This is a genomic window from Pseudomonas sp. TE21435 (assembly GCF_056279265.1).
Map to the genome: position 1 here is coordinate 3,678,466 of NZ_JBWBQZ010000001.1, position 15,860 is coordinate 3,694,325.

Annotated in this window: 11 protein-coding genes and 1 pseudogene; 7 read left to right on the forward strand and 5 right to left on the reverse strand. The window is 63.0% G+C overall.

What is annotated here, in order from left to right:
• Window positions 1-39 precede the first annotated feature (39 nt).
• Together ACZ9C1_RS16595 and ACZ9C1_RS16600 are read left to right on the forward strand one after the other, a co-directional pair.
• Window positions 40-1,077 (forward strand): annotated as a pseudogene (locus tag ACZ9C1_RS16595) (cache domain-containing protein); the annotation flags it as partial.
• 66 nt (window positions 1,078-1,143) lie between these two features.
• Window positions 1,144-1,932, forward strand: coding sequence for a methyl-accepting chemotaxis protein (locus ACZ9C1_RS16600; RefSeq protein ID WP_372241261.1), 789 nt, complete (start codon window positions 1,144-1,146; stop codon window positions 1,930-1,932).
• 131 nt (window positions 1,933-2,063) lie between these two features.
• Here ACZ9C1_RS16600 and ACZ9C1_RS16605 read toward each other — a convergent pair whose 3' ends face one another.
• The 3 genes from ACZ9C1_RS16605 to ACZ9C1_RS16615 form a co-directional block, all read right to left on the reverse strand.
• A complete protein-coding gene (locus tag ACZ9C1_RS16605; RefSeq protein WP_102681744.1) occupies window positions 2,064-2,660 on the reverse strand; it encodes a DUF924 family protein in 597 nt (198 codons plus the stop codon).
• Window positions 2,661-2,663: 3 nt separating this feature from the next.
• The gene (locus tag ACZ9C1_RS16610) at window positions 2,664-3,674 is read right to left on the reverse strand and encodes a class 1 fructose-bisphosphatase (RefSeq protein ID WP_038706942.1); all 1,011 of its coding nucleotides are present in this window, start codon (window positions 3,672-3,674) and stop codon (window positions 2,664-2,666) included.
• A gap of 247 nt (window positions 3,675-3,921) precedes the next feature.
• Window positions 3,922-6,387 carry a glycogen/starch/alpha-glucan phosphorylase gene (locus ACZ9C1_RS16615; protein ID WP_277502225.1) on the reverse strand — a complete coding sequence of 822 codons (2,466 nt, stop codon included), beginning with the start codon at window positions 6,385-6,387 and terminating at the stop codon, window positions 3,922-3,924.
• A gap of 185 nt (window positions 6,388-6,572) precedes the next feature.
• Between ACZ9C1_RS16615 and ACZ9C1_RS16620 the strand changes: the two genes are divergently transcribed.
• Entirely contained in the window at window positions 6,573-6,977 is a 405-nt protein-coding gene (locus tag ACZ9C1_RS16620) for a YkgJ family cysteine cluster protein (RefSeq protein WP_016712459.1), read from the forward strand.
• A gap of 112 nt (window positions 6,978-7,089) precedes the next feature.
• On the opposite strand, the gene typA is transcribed toward ACZ9C1_RS16620, so the two are convergent.
• A complete protein-coding gene (typA, locus tag ACZ9C1_RS16625) occupies window positions 7,090-8,910 on the reverse strand; it encodes a translational GTPase TypA (RefSeq protein ID WP_046853888.1) in 1,821 nt (606 codons plus the stop codon).
• A 127-nt stretch (window positions 8,911-9,037) separates the two neighbouring features.
• Window positions 9,038-10,492 carry a tRNA uracil 4-sulfurtransferase ThiI gene (gene thiI / locus ACZ9C1_RS16630; protein ID WP_110700348.1) on the reverse strand — a complete coding sequence of 485 codons (1,455 nt, stop codon included), beginning with the start codon at window positions 10,490-10,492 and terminating at the stop codon, window positions 9,038-9,040.
• A gap of 375 nt (window positions 10,493-10,867) precedes the next feature.
• Between thiI and glnA the strand changes: the two genes are divergently transcribed.
• The 4 genes from glnA to ntrC all read left to right on the forward strand — a co-directional run bounded on the left by glnA (window position 10,868) and on the right by ntrC (window position 15,736).
• Window positions 10,868-12,274 carry a type I glutamate--ammonia ligase gene (glnA, locus tag ACZ9C1_RS16635; protein WP_023628815.1) on the forward strand — a complete coding sequence of 469 codons (1,407 nt, stop codon included), beginning with the start codon at window positions 10,868-10,870 and terminating at the stop codon, window positions 12,272-12,274.
• Between the two features lie 145 nt (window positions 12,275-12,419).
• On the forward strand, window positions 12,420-12,962 hold the full coding sequence (gene aroQ / locus ACZ9C1_RS16640; RefSeq protein WP_102681747.1) for a gamma subclass chorismate mutase AroQ: 543 nt from the start codon (window positions 12,420-12,422) through the stop codon (window positions 12,960-12,962).
• Window positions 12,963-13,217: 255 nt separating this feature from the next.
• Window positions 13,218-14,303 carry a nitrogen regulation protein NR(II) gene (gene glnL / locus ACZ9C1_RS16645; protein WP_046853886.1) on the forward strand — a complete coding sequence of 362 codons (1,086 nt, stop codon included), beginning with the start codon at window positions 13,218-13,220 and terminating at the stop codon, window positions 14,301-14,303.
• Window positions 14,300-15,736, forward strand: coding sequence for a nitrogen regulation protein NR(I) (ntrC, locus tag ACZ9C1_RS16650; RefSeq protein ID WP_277502226.1), 1,437 nt, complete (start codon window positions 14,300-14,302; stop codon window positions 15,734-15,736). Before glnL ends, ntrC begins: the two co-directional genes overlap by 4 nt.
• Window positions 15,737-15,860 lie beyond the last annotated feature (124 nt).

Genomic DNA, 15,860 nt, shown 5'->3' on the forward strand with positions numbered 1-15,860 from the left:
ACCCCTCCCCTTCGTGCCCGTGCGCAGATTCCAAGAAAAATGACCAAGAACCTCAAGTTCAGCCACAAGATCCTGCTGGCCGCCGCCCTGGTGGTGGCCGTCGCCTTCACTTGCTTCGTCCTGTTCAACGACTACCGACAGCGTCAGTCGCTGCGTAGCGACACCGAGTCGACGCTGCAATCGCTGGGCAACCTCACCGCCGGCAACATCCGCACCTGGCTGGAAAGCCGCATCCAGCTGGTGAACTCGGTGGCACAGCAGATTGCCGTCGACGGTCCCGCCAAGAGCAGCCTCGAGCGCATCCTGGCGCTGCCGGTGTACGGCAGCAACTTCATCCTCACCTACTTCGGCGGCCAGGACGGCAGCATGCAGTCGGTGCCGGTGGGCAACCGCGCCGCCGACTACGACCCGCGCGTGCGCGGCTGGTACAAGGCGGCCAGCACCGCGGGCCAGACCATCGTCACCGAACCGTACATCTCGGTATCGGCCGGCAAGCTGGTCATTACCCTGGCCACTCCGGTGCAACAGGGCGGGCGCATGATCGGCGTCAGCGGTGTCGACACCGATCTGCAGACCATCAGCAACCTGATCAACACCCTGGACTTCGGCGGCCACGGGCACGCCTTCATCGTCAACGGCGAGGGCAAGGTGCTCATCCATCCCAAGGGCGAACTGGCGCTCAAGCCCCTGGCGGAAGTCTACCCTGGCAGTAACCTGCGCATCGGCAGCGGGCTGAAGGAAGTGGAGGTCGAGGGTCGCAAACAGTTCATCAGCTTCACCCACGTCGATGGCGTGCCCTCGGCGGACTGGTACGTGGCGCTGGTGCTGGACCAGGACGCGGCCTTCGCCATGCTCGGCGAGCTGCGCACTTCGGCCGTGGTGGCGACACTGATCGCGGTGGTGGTGATCATCGCCCTGCTCGGCTTGCTGATCCGCGTGCTGATGGAACCGCTGCACGTCATGGGCCGCGCCATGCGCGACATCGCCGAGGGCGAAGGCGACCTGACCCGGCGCCTGGCCATCCACGCCCAGGACGAGTTCGGCAGTCTGGCGCAGTCGTTCAACCGCTTCGTCGAGCGGATCCACGAATCGATCCGCGAAGTGGCCTCGGCCACCGGCCAGGTGAATGCCGTGGCCGGTCAGGTGGTCAGCGCCTCGAATGCCTCGATCCACAACGCCGACCAGCAGTCCAGCCGCACCAGCAGTGTCGCCGCGGCGATCAACCAGCTCGGCGCCGCCGCCCAGGAGATCGCCCAGAACGCCGCCCTCGCCTCGCAGCACTCCAGCGCCGCCCGCGGCCTGGCTGAAGAGGGCCAGCAGGTGGTGGGCGAAACCATCGACGTGATGAATCAGTTGTCGGCGCGCATCAGTGATGCCAGCGGCAACATCGAAACGCTGAACAACCACACGGCCAACATCGGCCAGATCCTCGATGTGATCAGCGGCATTTCGCAGCAGACCAACCTGTTGGCGCTCAACGCGGCCATCGAGGCGGCCCGTGCCGGCGAAGCCGGGCGTGGTTTCGCGGTGGTGGCCGACGAGGTGCGCAACCTGGCACACCGCACCCAGGACTCGGCACAGCAGGTGCAGCGCCTGATCGAGGAGCTGCAGGCCGGGGCCCAGGTGGCCGTGAGCACCATGAACCAGAGCCAGCAACACAGCGACCGCAGTGTCGGCATCGCCAACCAGGCCGGCGAACGCCTGGGCAGTGTCACCCAGCGCATCGGCGAGATCGACGGCATGAACCAGTCGGTGGCCACCGCCACGGAAGAGCAGACGGCCGTGGTCGAGTCAATCAATGTCGACATCACCGAGATCAATACGCTGAATCAGGAAGGGGTGCAGAACCTGCAGAGCACCTTGCGTGCCTGCACCGACCTGGAGCATCAGGTCGAGCGGTTGAAGCATCTGGTGGGGAGTTTCAGGATCTGAGATGGCTGGGGCCGCTTCGCGGCCCATCGCTGGCAAGCCAGCTCCCACAGGGATAGCGCCAGACCCGAATGCAGCGCTTATCCTGTGGGAGCTGGCTTGCCAGCGATGGGCTGCAAAGCAGCCCCACTGGCCTAGAACCTGGACCCAGGCTCCAGCAAGAAGTCCATCTCTTCACTGGTGCTCGGGCGGTTCAGCACCAGGTTGCGGTGCGGGAAGCGCCCGAAGCGGGCGATCACCCGCTGGTGCTGCTCGGCATAGTCGAGGAAGCCTTCAAACAACCGACGGCTGGCCTCGGGCTGCTCGTCCAGCAAGGTCTGGTAACGCTCGACGCACAGGTTTTGCCAGTCCAGCACCTCGGCATGCTCCAGCACCAATAGCACGAACACGCGCTGGATCGGCAGCAGCTGGTAGTCCCAGCCCTTCTGCAACCCCTGCATCGCCACTACCTGGGCACGCCGGTCACCCTCGAAGGCACGCGGCGTGTCGCGATAGATCATGCGCGGCAGCTGATCCAGCAGCAGCAGCAGACCGAGCCAGCCCTGGGGGCTCTGCTGCCACTCGTCGAGCCCGCCCGCCAGGGCTTGCTCGACCAGGTCGCCGAACAGCGCCTGGGCATCGACGTCGTGATGCTTGCCGAACCACAGCGTGTTCTTCTCGTCAGCCACGGCCTGGGCACTTGTGCCCCAACCGAACCACCACTCCAGCAACGGCTGCCAAGGTGCGAGCATGACTTACTCCTTGTGGTAGGCGGTGACGCGCTCGACCTCTTCCTTCGAGCCGAGGATCACCGACACGCGCTGGTGCAGGCTCTCCGGCTTGATGTCGAGGATACGCTCGTAACCGTTGGTGGAGGCGCCGCCTGCCTGTTCGATGATGAACGACATCGGGTTGGCTTCGTACATCAGGCGCAGCTTGCCCGGCTTGCTCGGCTCGCGGGCATCGCGTGGGTACATGAACAGGCCGCCACGGGTCAGGATGCGATGCACGTCGGCCACCATGGAGGCGATCCAGCGCATGTTGTAGTTCTTTTTCAGCGGCCCGGTCTCGCCGGCCAGCAGCTCGCCCACGTAGCGTTGCACCGGGGCTTCCCAGTGGCGCTGGTTGGACATGTTGATGGCGAACTCGGCGGTGGTGGCCGGTACCTGGATGTTTTCGTGGGTCAGGACGAAGCTGCCCAGCTCGCGGTCCAGGGTGAAGCCCTTGACGCCGTTGCCCAGGGTCAGGATCAGCATGGTCTGCGGGCCGTAGATGGCGTAACCGGCGGCGACCTGCTGGGTGCCTGGCTGCAGGAATGCATTCTCGTTCAGGGTTTCGTTCTGGCTCAGGTATTCGTTCGGGCAACGCAGCACCGAGAAGATGGTGCCGACCGAGACGTTGACGTCGATGTTCGACGAGCCGTCCAGCGGGTCAAAGACCAGCAGGTAGGCGCCTTTGGGGTATTTGCCCGGGATCTGGTAGGCATTGTCCATCTCTTCGGAGGCCATGCCGGCCAGGTGACCGCCCCACTCGTTGGCTTCGAGCAGGATGTCGTTGGAAATCACGTCGAGCTTCTTCTGCACCTCTCCCTGCACGTTCTCGGTGCCCATGCTGCCCAGCACGCCGCCCAGGGCGCCCTTGGACACGTGGTGACTGATCTCCTTGCACGCACGCGCCACCACTTCGATCAGGAAGCGCAGATCGGCAGGGGTGTTGTTGCTGCGGGTCTGCTCAATCAGATAGCGACTCAGGGTAACGCGGGACATGTATGGCTCCGAAAAGGAAAGGGGGAGAAAAACCCCCGCAGTTTACAGGGAGAGTGACGGGCTAGCGAGCAAAGAGACTCGTGTGGCAGATCAGAGGGCTCATTGGGCTTTGAGTTCACGCAGCTTGTCGATTAGGGCTGCTGCGCAGCCCATCGCCGGCAAGCCGGCTCCCACAGAGTTTGGCGGTGCTGTGGATCTTTATGGGAGCCGGCTTGCCGGCGATGGGCCGCAAAGCGGCCCCGGTGTGCTAATCCAAGGCCTTCCAGATCTCGGTCGCATACTCGCGAATGGTCCGGTCCGACGAGAACCAGCCCATCCGCGCCGTGTTCAGCACTGCCACGCGCCACCAGTCCTGCGGCGCGTGCCACAACTCCTCGACTCGCCGCTGGGCGTCCCAGTAGGCATCGAAGTCGGCGCACACCAGGAAGCGGTCGTAGGCGATCAGCCCGTCCACCAATCCGGCATAGCGCGCCGGATCATCAGGCGAGAACACCCCGCTGCGAATCGCCTGCAGCACGTCGCCCAGACGATGGGAGGCAGCGATCGCCGACGCGGCGCCAAAGTCGCCGCTGCGCTTGCGTGCCTCCACCTGCTGCGCGGTCAGGCCGAAGATGAACATGTTCTCCGCCCCCACCTGCTCGCACATCTCGACGTTGGCGCCATCGAGGGTGCCGATGGTCAGCGCGCCATTGAGGCCGAACTTCATGTTGCTGGTGCCGGAGGCCTCGTAGCCGGCCGTGGAAATCTGCTCGGACAGGTCAGCCGCCGGGATGATGCTCTCGGCCAGGCTGACGTTGTAGTTGGGCAGGAACACCACCTTGAGCAGGCCGCGCACCGTGGGGTCGTTGTTGACCACCCGGGCGATGTCGTTAGCCAGCTTGATGATCAGCTTGGCCTGGTGGTAGCTGGCCGCCGCCTTGCCGGCGAAAATCTTCACCCTCGGAACCCAGTCGGTGCCGGGGTCGTTGCGGATGGCCTGGTACAGCGCCACCGTGTGCAGCAGATTGAGCAACTGGCGCTTGTACTCGTGGATGCGCTTGACCTGCACATCGAACAGCGCCTCCGGGTTGACCGTCACGCCGATCCGGTCCTGGATGATGCTGGCCAGGGCGCGCTTGCTGTGCAGGCGCTGGGCGGCGAACTGCTTGCGGAAGGTGGCCTTGTCGGCGAAGGGCACCAGTGCCTTGAGCTTGCCTTCCGGGTCATCCAGCACCTCCGGCCCCAGCGCCTCGATCAGCATCGCCGTGAGCGGCGGGTTGGCCTGGTACAGCCAACGGCGGAAGGTGATGCCATTGGTCTTGTTGTTGATTCGCTGCGGATAGAGCTTGTGCAGCTCGGCGAACACCGTGCTTTTCATCAGCTTGCTGTGCAGCGCCGACACGCCGTTGACGCTGTGCGAGCCAAGGAACGCCAGGTTGCCCATGCGCACCCGTCGGCCATTGTCCTCCTCGATCAGCGACACCGCGCGTAGCACGTCGAAGTCGTGCAGGCCTTTGGCCCGCAGTGCGTCGATATGGTAGGCGTTGATCAGGTAGATGATCTGCATGTGCCGCGGCAGCATGCGCTCCATCAATGCCACCGGCCAGGTTTCCAGGGCTTCGGGCAACAAGGTGTGGTTGGTGTAGGCCAGGGTGCCGACGGTCAGCGCCCACGCTTTGTCCCAGGGGATTTCGTGCTGGTCGACCAGCAGGCGCATCAGCTCGGCCACGGCAATCGACGGGTGGGTGTCGTTGAGCTGGATGGCCGCGGCATCCGGCAGGTTGAGCAGGTCCTTGTGCATGTTCAGGTGGCGTCGCAGCAGGTCCTGCAGCGAGGCCGAAACGAAGAAGTACTCCTGGCGCAGGCGCAACTCCTGGCCAGCCTCGGTGCTGTCGGCCGGGTACAACACTCGCGAGATGCTTTCGGCGCGGGCCACCTCGGCCACCGCGCCCAGGTGATCACCGGCATTGAAGCGCTCCAGGTGCAACTCCTCAAGCGCCCGGGCACGCCACAGGCGCAGGGTATTGACGCTGGAGCCGCGCCAGCCGACCACCGGCGTGTCGTAGGCCACCGCCCGCACCGTCTCGCCCGGCCACCAGACCTGACGTTGCTGGCCATTGCCTTCCTGCACGGTCTCGACGCTGCCGCCGAAACTGATCGGGTAGATCACCTCGGCCCGCTCGAACTCCCAGGGGTTACCAAAGTCCAGCCAGTTCTCGGTCTGCTCCTGCTGCCAGCCATCGACCACCGCCTGGCGGAACAACCCATGCTCGTAGCGGATGCCATAGCCATGGGCGGCAATACCCAGGGTCGACATGCTCTCCATGAAGCACGCCGCCAGGCGACCGAGGCCACCGTTGCCCAGCGCCGCGTCAGGCTCGAGCAGGCGGATACGCTCCAGGTCGACGTCCAGCCCTTCGAGCGCCTCGCGGGCGATCTCCAGGTAACCGAGGTTGCTCAGGCTGTCGTACAGCAGGCGGCCGATGAGAAACTCGAGGGAGAGGTAATACACCCGCTTCTGGCTACGGCGGTAGGCCTGGCGAGTGTGATCCATCCAGTGGTCGACCATATGGTCGCGGGCAGCCAGGGCAATGGCCTCGAACCAGTCGTGGTCGAAGGCGTGTTCCGGGTCCTTGCCAACGGCATAGGTCAGCTTGGCCAGCACGGCGGCGCGGAACGCGGCCACCTCGTCGGTATGAGCTTTGGCCTCACGGGCCTTGTTTTCCTGGGACATGCGGCATCCTCGGGCAAGTAGGCGAAAGCGCAGGGAGAGTGTTCAGCCTAGACGCTCTGACACACAGCGACAGCGAGCGTTCGCGGTTTTCATCAACTGCCAGGGGAATCGGGCAAAAGGTTGTTCACAAATTGAACAACTCCGGTATGATCGCGCGCCCCAAGACCGTGATTCACCCCATAACCATGAAAACGACCCTGATCGCCGCCGCCGAAGTCGACCGCCTGGAGACCTGGCAGCGCTATGCCAGCCATATGTGCGGTGGCTGCCACTCGACCTGTTGCACCCTGCCGGTGGAGGTGAAGATCAAGGATCTGATCCGCATCGGCGTGGTGGACGAATTCGAGAAAGACGAACCGCCAAAGAACGTGGCCAAACGCCTGCAGAAGGAAGGCATCATCGAGCGCTTCAACCAGAAGTCGGGGATCTTCACCCTGACCCGGATGAGCAACGATGACTGCATGTACCTGGATCGCAAGAGCCGTCTGTGCACCATCTACGACAAGCGCCCGGATACCTGCCGCAACCACCCCAAGGTCGGGCCGCGACCGGGGTATTGCGCGTACAAGCCCAAGGTGGTCGGGCGCTGAGACTGCGTCACGCCTGAAATGCTGGGGCTGCAAAGCGGCCTGTATTTCTGAAGGCAAACAAAAACGCCCCCGGCCTTTCGACCGGGGGCGTTTTCATTCAGCCTGAGCTAGCTCAGTTCTTGGCTTTCTTGGCAGCGCGGGTACGCTCGCCTTCGTCCAGGATCTTCTTGCGCAGACGGATCGACTTCGGCGTGACTTCGCACAGCTCGTCGTCCTGGATGAACTCCAGGGCCTGTTCCAGGGTGTGGCGAACCGGCGGTACCAGGGCGATGACTTCGTCCTTGCCCGAAGCACGCATGTTGTCGAGCTTCTTGCCTTTGGTCGGGTTCACGCCCAGGTCGTTGTCGCGGCTGTTCAGGCCGATGATCTGACCGTTGTAGATCTCCTGGCCGTGCTCGACGAACAGCTTGCCGCGCGCCTGCAGGGTTTCCAGCGAGTAGGTCAGTGCCTTGCCGGTCTCGACCGAAACCAGTACGCCGTTCAGACGGCCGGACATCTGGCCCGACTTCATGGTGTCGTAGCGATCGAAGATCGAGGTCAGGATGCCTGCACCGTTGGTCAGGGTCAGGAACTGGTTACGGAAACCGATCAGACCACGGGCTGGAATGTTGTATTCCAGGCGAACACGGCCCTTGCCATCCGGCACCATGTTGGTCAGGTCGCCTTTACGCAGACCCATTTCTTCCATGACCTTACCCTGGGATTCTTCAGGGATGTCGATGGTGACGTTCTCGAACGGCTCCTGCTTGACGCCGTCAACTTCGCGGATGATCACTTCAGGACGGCCTACGGCCATCTCGAAGCCTTCACGGCGCATGGTTTCGATCAGAACGGACAGGTGCAGCTCACCACGGCCCGATACCTTGAACTTGTCAGGGGAGTCGGTTTCCTGGACGCGCAGGGCAACGTTGTACAGCAGCTCCTTGTCCAGACGGTCCTTGATGTTACGGCTGGTGACGAACTTGCCTTCCTTGCCGCAGAACGGCGAGTCGTTGACCTGGAAGGTCATCGAAACGGTTGGCTCGTCGACGGTCAGCGGCTTCATCGCTTCTACCGCGTCCGGGGCGCACAGGGTGTCGGAGATGAACAGCTCGTCGAAACCGCTGATGCAGACGATGTCGCCAGCCTGGGCTTCTTCGACGTCGACGCGGTGCAGGCCGTGGTGGCCCATCAGCTTCAGAATACGGCCGTTACGCTTCTTGCCGTCGACATCGATGGCAACAACCGGGGTGTTCGGCTTGATGCGGCCACGGGCGATACGGCCAACACCGATAACACCCAGGAAGCTGTTGTAGTCCAGTGCCGAGATCTGCATCTGGAACGAACCTTCACGGTCAACGTCCGGCGCCGGTACGTTGTCGACGATCGACTGGTACAGGGCGGTCATGTCTTCGCCCATGGCGGTGTGGTCGAGACCTGCGATGCCGTTCAGGGCCGAGGCGTAGACGACTTTGAAGTCCAGCTGTTCGTCGGTGGCACCGAGGTTGTCGAACAGGTCGAAGATCTGGTCCAGAACCCAGTCAGGACGCGCGCCTGGACGGTCGACCTTGTTGATCACGACGATTGGCTTCAGGCCAGCTTCGAAGGCCTTCTTGGTCACGAAGCGGGTTTGCGGCATCGGGCCGTCCTGGGCGTCGACCAGCAGCAGCACCGAGTCGACCATCGACATTACACGCTCAACCTCGCCACCGAAGTCGGCGTGGCCGGGGGTGTCGACGATGTTGATGTGGTAGCCGTTCCAGTTGATGGCGGTGTTTTTCGCCAGAATGGTAATGCCGCGCTCTTTTTCCTGGTCGTTGGAGTCCATGACGCGCTCGTCGTTGAGCTCGTTACGCTCCAGGGTGCCGGACTGGCGCAGGAGTTTGTCGACCAGGGTGGTTTTACCATGGTCAACGTGGGCGATGATGGCGATGTTACGCAGATTTTCGATCACAACTGTATCTCGATCAGAGGATTCGGTTGCCGCCAGTGTAGGCGGCCAATATGTACGGTTTACGGCTCAGCGGGCCCGATGGTCGGGAGGGCGATGGCGGATGCTGCCGCCATACAGCCCTGGCGTCTTATGTCGGACGATAAACACGCACATTGGCATGTCCCTCACTGAGCAGGTGGTGTGCGTGCAGACGGCTCATCACACCCTTGTCGCAATACAGCAAGTACTGGCGCGTGGGGTCCAGCTGCTTGAACTTGCTGTTGATGGCGTAGAACGGCATGGCCTGGACTTCGATGCCTTCCAGCACCAGAGGTTCGTCTTCCTGGGCGTCGGGGTGACGAATGTCGATGACGATCTGGCCTGGCAGTGCCTCGGCCACTTCCTCGATTTCGATGTCCTTGCCCAGCTCGTCGATCACATGGTCGATGGAGATGAACTTGGCGCGCTCCAGGGCGCGCTCCAGCACGGCCATGTCGAACTGCTTTTCTTCGTGCTCCATGCGGTGACGCTTGGCATGGGTAGTCGGGTTCACCGAGATCACGCCGCAATACTCGGGCATATGCTTGGCGAAGTCGGCGGTGCCGATCTCGGTGGCCTGGTCGATGATGTCCTGCTTGTGGCTGGCCAGCAGCGGGCGCAGCACCAGCTTGTCGGTGGCCGAGTCGATGATCGACAGGTTCGGCAAGGTCTGGCTCGACACCTGGGAGATCGCCTCGCCGGTGACCAGCGCGTCGATCTGCAGACGGTCGGCCATGTGCGCGGCGCCGCGCAGCATCATGCGCTTGAGGGTGACGCCCATGTAGCTGTTGTCGACCTTGTTGAGGATCTCGCCGACCACTTCCTCGAACGGCACGCTGATGAACAGTACACGCTGGCTGCTGCCGTACTTCTTCCACAGGTAGTGGGCCACTTCCATCACGCCCAGCTCGTGGGCACGGCCACCGAGGTTGAAGAAGCAGAAATGGGTCATCAGTCCGCGGCGCATCATCTGGTAGGCCGCGACGGTGGAGTCGAAGCCACCGGACATCAGCACCAGGGTCTGTTCCAGTGCGCCCAGCGGGTAGCCGCCAATGCCGTTGTGCTGATTGTGAATCACGTACAGGCGCTGGTCGCGGATCTCCATGCGCACCACGACTTCTGGGGTCTTCAGGTCGATGCCGGCGGCGCCGCACTGCTGGCGCAGCTGGCTGCCGACGTAGCGGTCGACGTCCATCGAGGTGAAATCGTGGTGGCCGCCGCGCTTGCAGCGTACCGAGAAGCGCTTGCCGGCCAGCAGGTGGCCAAAGTGGTGCTTGCACTTGGCGACGATGTCGTCGAAATCGCCCAGTGCATACTCCTCGACCTGCAGGAAGTGGGTGATACCCGGCGTGCAGGTGAGGCGCTCGATCATTTCGCGCTGGAGCTTTTCGTCCTCGACGCGGGTGACCACCTCGAGATTATCCCAGACACCATCAACCGCGAGCTCGGGATCAAGGTCCTTGAGCACGTTGCGGATGTTCTTGGCGAGCTGGCGGATGAAGCGCTTGCGCACCGGCCGGCTCTTGATGGTGATTTCTGGGAAGACTTTGACGATAAGTTTCATTGGTTTAACAGCGCGCCCAGGGCCTACCGAAAATGAGGGGCGCGAATTATAGCGGAAATTGCTCAGCTTTTGACCAACTTTTGTCCAGAAGGTTGGATTTATGTTGGCTGCCCCGCGATGTAGCCCTGCACGCACAGAGCGCACCATAACAGTGCAGCAAAGTTAAAAAACGCATCACATGAGTGCACAGCAGCCATCCAGATCATCAGCAAATGCCCAGCAACGCCTCCTTTTATCGCGTGCAGGCCATTTTCGGGCACTGGCATGCAATTTGCTCCCTTGTGAGGCAGGTAAGCTTGGCCGACTATCCGCGCCCAGCGACACCCTTATTCCAGGGCAGCGGCCAACTGCGCCCTAGACCATCCGGAGGACAACATGTCGAAGTCGGTTCAACTCATCAAAGATCATGACGTCAAGTGGATTGATCTGCGTTTCACGGACACCAAGGGCATTCAGCATCACGTGACCATGCCGGCGCGCGATGGCCTGGACGAAGACTTCTTCGAAGTCGGCAAGATGTTCGACGGCTCCTCCATCGCTGGCTGGAAAGGCATCGAAGCCTCCGACATGATCCTGATGCCGGTTGACGAAACCGCCGTGCTGGACCCGTTCACCGAAGAACCGACCCTGATCATCACCTGCGACATCGTCGACCCGTCGAGCATGCAGGGCTACGATCGTGACCCGCGCGGCATCGCCAAGCGCGCCGAAGAGTACCTGAAGAGCACCGGCATCGGTGACACCGTGTTCGCAGGCCCAGAGCCTGAGTTCTTCATCTTCGACGAAGTGAAGTTCCACTCGGACATCTCCGGCTCGATGTTCAAGATCTTCTCCGAGCAAGGCTCATGGATGACCGGCGCTGACGTGGAAGGCGGCAACAAAGGCCACCGTCCGGGCGTGAAAGGCGGCTACTTCCCGGTTCCGCCGTTCGACCACGACCACGAAATCCGCACCGCCATGTGCAACGCCCTGGAAGAAATGGGCCAGACCGTCGAAGTTCACCACCACGAAGTGGCGACTGCCGGCCAGAACGAAATCGGCGTCAAGTTCAACACCCTGGTGAAGAAAGCTGACGAAGTACAGGCCCTGAAATACGTCGTGCACAACGTTGCCGACGCCTATGGCCGTACCGCCACCTTCATGCCCAAGCCTCTGTACGGCGACAACGGCTCGGGCATGCACGTGCACATGTCGATCTGGAAAGACGGCAAGAACACCTTCTCCGGCGAAGGCTATGCCGGCCTGTCCGATACCGCCCTGTACTTCATCGGCGGCATCATCAAGCACGGCAAGGCCCTGAACGGCTTCACCAACCCGTCGACCAACTCCTACAAGCGTCTGGTCCCAGGTTTCGAAGCCCCGGTAATGCTGGCCTACTCGGCGCGCAACCGTTCCGCCTCGATCCGTATTCCTTACGTCGGCAGCCCGAAAGCCCGCCGTATCGAAGCACGCTTCCCGGACCCGTCGGCCAACCCGTACCTGGCCTTCGCGGCCCTGCTGATGGCAGGCCTGGACGGTATCCAGAACAAGATCCACCCAGGCGATGCCGCCGACAAGAACCTGTACGACCTGCCGCCTGAAGAGGCCAAGGAAATCCCGCAAGTCTGTGGCAGCCTGAAGGAAGCCCTGGAAGAGCTGGACAAAGGCCGTGCGTTCCTGACCAAGGGCGGCGTGTTCTCCGACGACTTCATCGATGCCTTCATCGAGCTGAAGAGCGAAGAAGAGATCAAGGTCCGCACCTTCGTGCACCCGCTGGAGTACGAGCTGTACTACAGCTGCTGATCTGATCGGCGCCTCGCGTCGGTGACATCATTACGGCCTCCCTCGGGAGGCCGTTTCTTTTTCATACCCTCATCATCGGACAACACCTATTAGCCGCCGCAACGCCACAGGCGACACTCGAGGCTTCATTCCCAAGGAGATCGCCATGCGTGCCACCACCCTCGCCCTGACCTGCTGCATCGCCCTATCTGGTTGTGCCACCTCACCGAGCATCACGCCTACCCTGGATCAGTTGCTTGCCACCATCGATCGGCGCCTGGACCTGGCCGAAGCTGTCGCCCTGCACAAGTGGGATCACCAGCAACCCGTGCAGGCCAGCGCCCGCGAGCACCAGGTATTGGTCAGCGCACGCCAGGCCGCCGTCGCCCACCACTTGGATCCGGCACGCGTCGAGGCCTTTTTTGCCGACCAGATCGAAGCCAACAAGCTCCTGCAGTACCACCTGCTCGACACCTGGCATCGCGCCCGACAGGCGCCAGCCCTTCCACGCCGCGACCTGGCCAACGAAGTGCGCCCTGAACTGGACCTGCTGCAGGAACAGCTGCTGAGCGCCCTCGCCCGTTTTGACCAGACCCCGCCGAGCCAATGCGCCAACCACCTGGCCGACGCCCTGCAACAACGCACCCAGGACACAACGCGCCACCTCGCCCTGGTTCGTGCCAGCGCCCAGCTGTGCAAATTGCGCTGACCGCCCTATGCTCCATATTGGTGCATGACTTGGCGGTACGCCCCATCATGCAACCCAATTTGGGTCACAAGAATCGATAAACCAGGGCTTTATGGCTCGAATTCGCGCAGTTCCAGGTGTTTATCCGGAATTTCCGCTTCTTTTCGGAGCCTTGGTTTGGTTCTTGCATTTTCACTGCATCCAGCACTTTTCCGTGCGCGCCCCCGGGCCCGAGCCGTTGGGCGCCACTGTGCCAAAAGAGGTCAACGACACCTTATGACCATCAGCGATGCACAGCACCGTCTGCTTCTGGACAACCTGACCACGGCCACGCTCCTGCTCAATGCCGAACTGCGCCTGGAGTACATGAATCCAGCCGCGGAAATGCTCCTGGCTGTCAGTGGCCAGCGCAGCCATGGCCAGTTCATCAGCGAGCTGTTCACCGAATCGGCCGAGGCACTCAACTCGCTGCGCCAGGCGGTGGAGCAGGCGCACCCGTTCACCAAGCGCGAAGCCCAGCTGACCTCGCTGACCGGCCAGAGCATCACCGTCGACTACGCCGTCACGCCCATCCTGCATCAGGGCCAGACCCTGCTGCTGCTGGAGGTGCACCCGCGTGACCGCCTGCTGCGCATCACCAAGGAGGAGGCCCAGCTAAGCAAGCAGGAAACCACCAAGATGCTGGTGCGTGGCCTCGCCCACGAGATCAAGAACCCCCTCGGCGGCATTCGCGGCGCGGCGCAACTGCTGGCCCGCGAGCTGCCCGAGGACGGCCTGCGTGACTACACCAATGTGATCATCGAAGAGGCCGACCGCCTGCGTAACCTGGTCGACCGCATGCTTGGCTCGAACAAGCTGCCGTCGTTGTCCATGACCAATATCCACGAAGTGCTCGAGCGGGTATGCAGCCTGGTCGAGGCGGAGAGCCAGGGCGGCATCACCCTGGTGCGCGATTACGACCCGAGCCTGCCGGACGTGCTGATTGACCGCGAGCAGATGATCCAGGCCGTGCTCAACATCGTGCGCAACGCCATGCAGGCCATCGCCGGGCAGAACGAACTGCGCCTGGGCCGCATCACCCTGCGCAGTAGGGCCGTGCGCCAGTTCACCATCGGCCATGTGCGCCACCGCCTGGTGGCGCGGATCGAGATCATCGACAACGGCCCCGGCATCCCCGCGGAACTGCAGGACACCCTCTTCTATCCCATGGTCAGCGGCCGCCCGGACGGCACCGGGCTGGGCCTGGCCATCACCCAGAACATCATCAGCCAGCACCAGGGCCTGATCGAATGTGAAAGCCACGCCGGCCACACCACCTTCTCGATCTACCTGCCCCTGGAACAAGGAGCCACCGCCCCATGAGCCGAAGTGAAACCGTCTGGATCGTCGATGATGATCGTTCCATCCGCTGGGTCCTGGAAAAGGCCCTGCAGCAGGAAGGCATGACTACCCAGAGCTTCGACAGCGCCGACGGCGTGATGGGCCGCCTGGCCCGCCAGCAACCGGACGTGATCATCTCGGATATCCGCATGCCCGGCGCCAGCGGCCTCGACTTGCTCGCCCAGATCCGCGAACAGCACCCGGGGCTGCCGGTGATCATCATGACCGCGCACTCCGACCTGGACAGCGCCGTGGCGTCGTACCAGGGCGGCGCCTTCGAGTACCTGCCCAAGCCGTTCGATGTCGACGAAGCGGTGTCGCTGGTCAAGCGCGCCAACCAGCACGCCCAGGAGCAGCAGGCGCTGGAGGTGCCCCAGGCGCTGGCCCGCACCCCCGAGATCATCGGCGAGGCGCCGGCGATGCAAGAGGTGTTCCGCGCCATCGGCCGCCTCAGCCACTCCAACATCACTGTGCTGATCAATGGTGAGTCTGGCACCGGCAAAGAGCTGGTGGCCCATGCCCTGCACCGCCATAGCCCACGGGCGGCATCGCCGTTCATCGCCCTGAACATGGCGGCGATCCCCAAGGACCTGATGGAGTCCGAACTGTTCGGCCATGAAAAGGGCGCCTTTACCGGCGCTGCCAACCTGCGTCGTGGGCGTTTCGAGCAGGCCGACGGCGGCACGCTGTTCCTCGACGAGATCGGCGACATGCCCGCCGACACCCAGACCCGCCTGCTGCGCGTGCTGGCCGACGGCGAGTTCTACCGGGTCGGCGGCCATGTGCCGGTGAAGGTGGACGTGCGCATCATCGCCGCCACCCACCAGAACCTCGAGTCGCTGGTGCAGGCCGGCAAGTTCCGTGAAGACCTGTTCCACCGCCTCAACGTGATCCGCATCCATATCCCGCGCCTGGCGGACCGACGTGAGGACATCCCGGCCCTGGCCCGCCACTTCCTCGGCCGCGCCGCCCAGGAGCTGGCGGTGGAACCCAAGCTGCTCAAGCCCGAGACCGAGGAATTCATCCGCAACCTGCCCTGGCCGGGCAACGTGCGCCAGCTGGAGAACACCTGCCGCTGGATCACCGTGATGGCCTCCAGCCGCGAAGTGCTGATCGGCGACCTGCCGCCGGAACTGCTCAACCTGCCCCAGGACGCCGCGCCGGTGACCAACTGGGAACAGGCCCTGCGCCAGTGGGCCGACCAGGCCCTTGCCCGTGGCCAGTCGAGCCTGCTCGACAGCGCCGTGCCCAGTTTCGAGCGGATCATGATCGAGACGGCGCTCAAGCATACGGCCGGGCGTCGTCGTGATGCGGCGTTGTTGCTGGGGTGGGGGCGCAACACCTTGACGCGCAAGATCAAGGAGCTGGGGATGAAGGTGGATGGCTCCGATGAGGACGAGGGCGAAGACCACTGAGCATCGACCTGCTGCAAACCTGGGAGGGCCAAACATGGCCCTCTCGTAGGCAACACATGATTCAGACCAATTGGCGGCTCAACTGCCAATAGAGCGCAACAGACATGAAGCAGGAATAGATCGA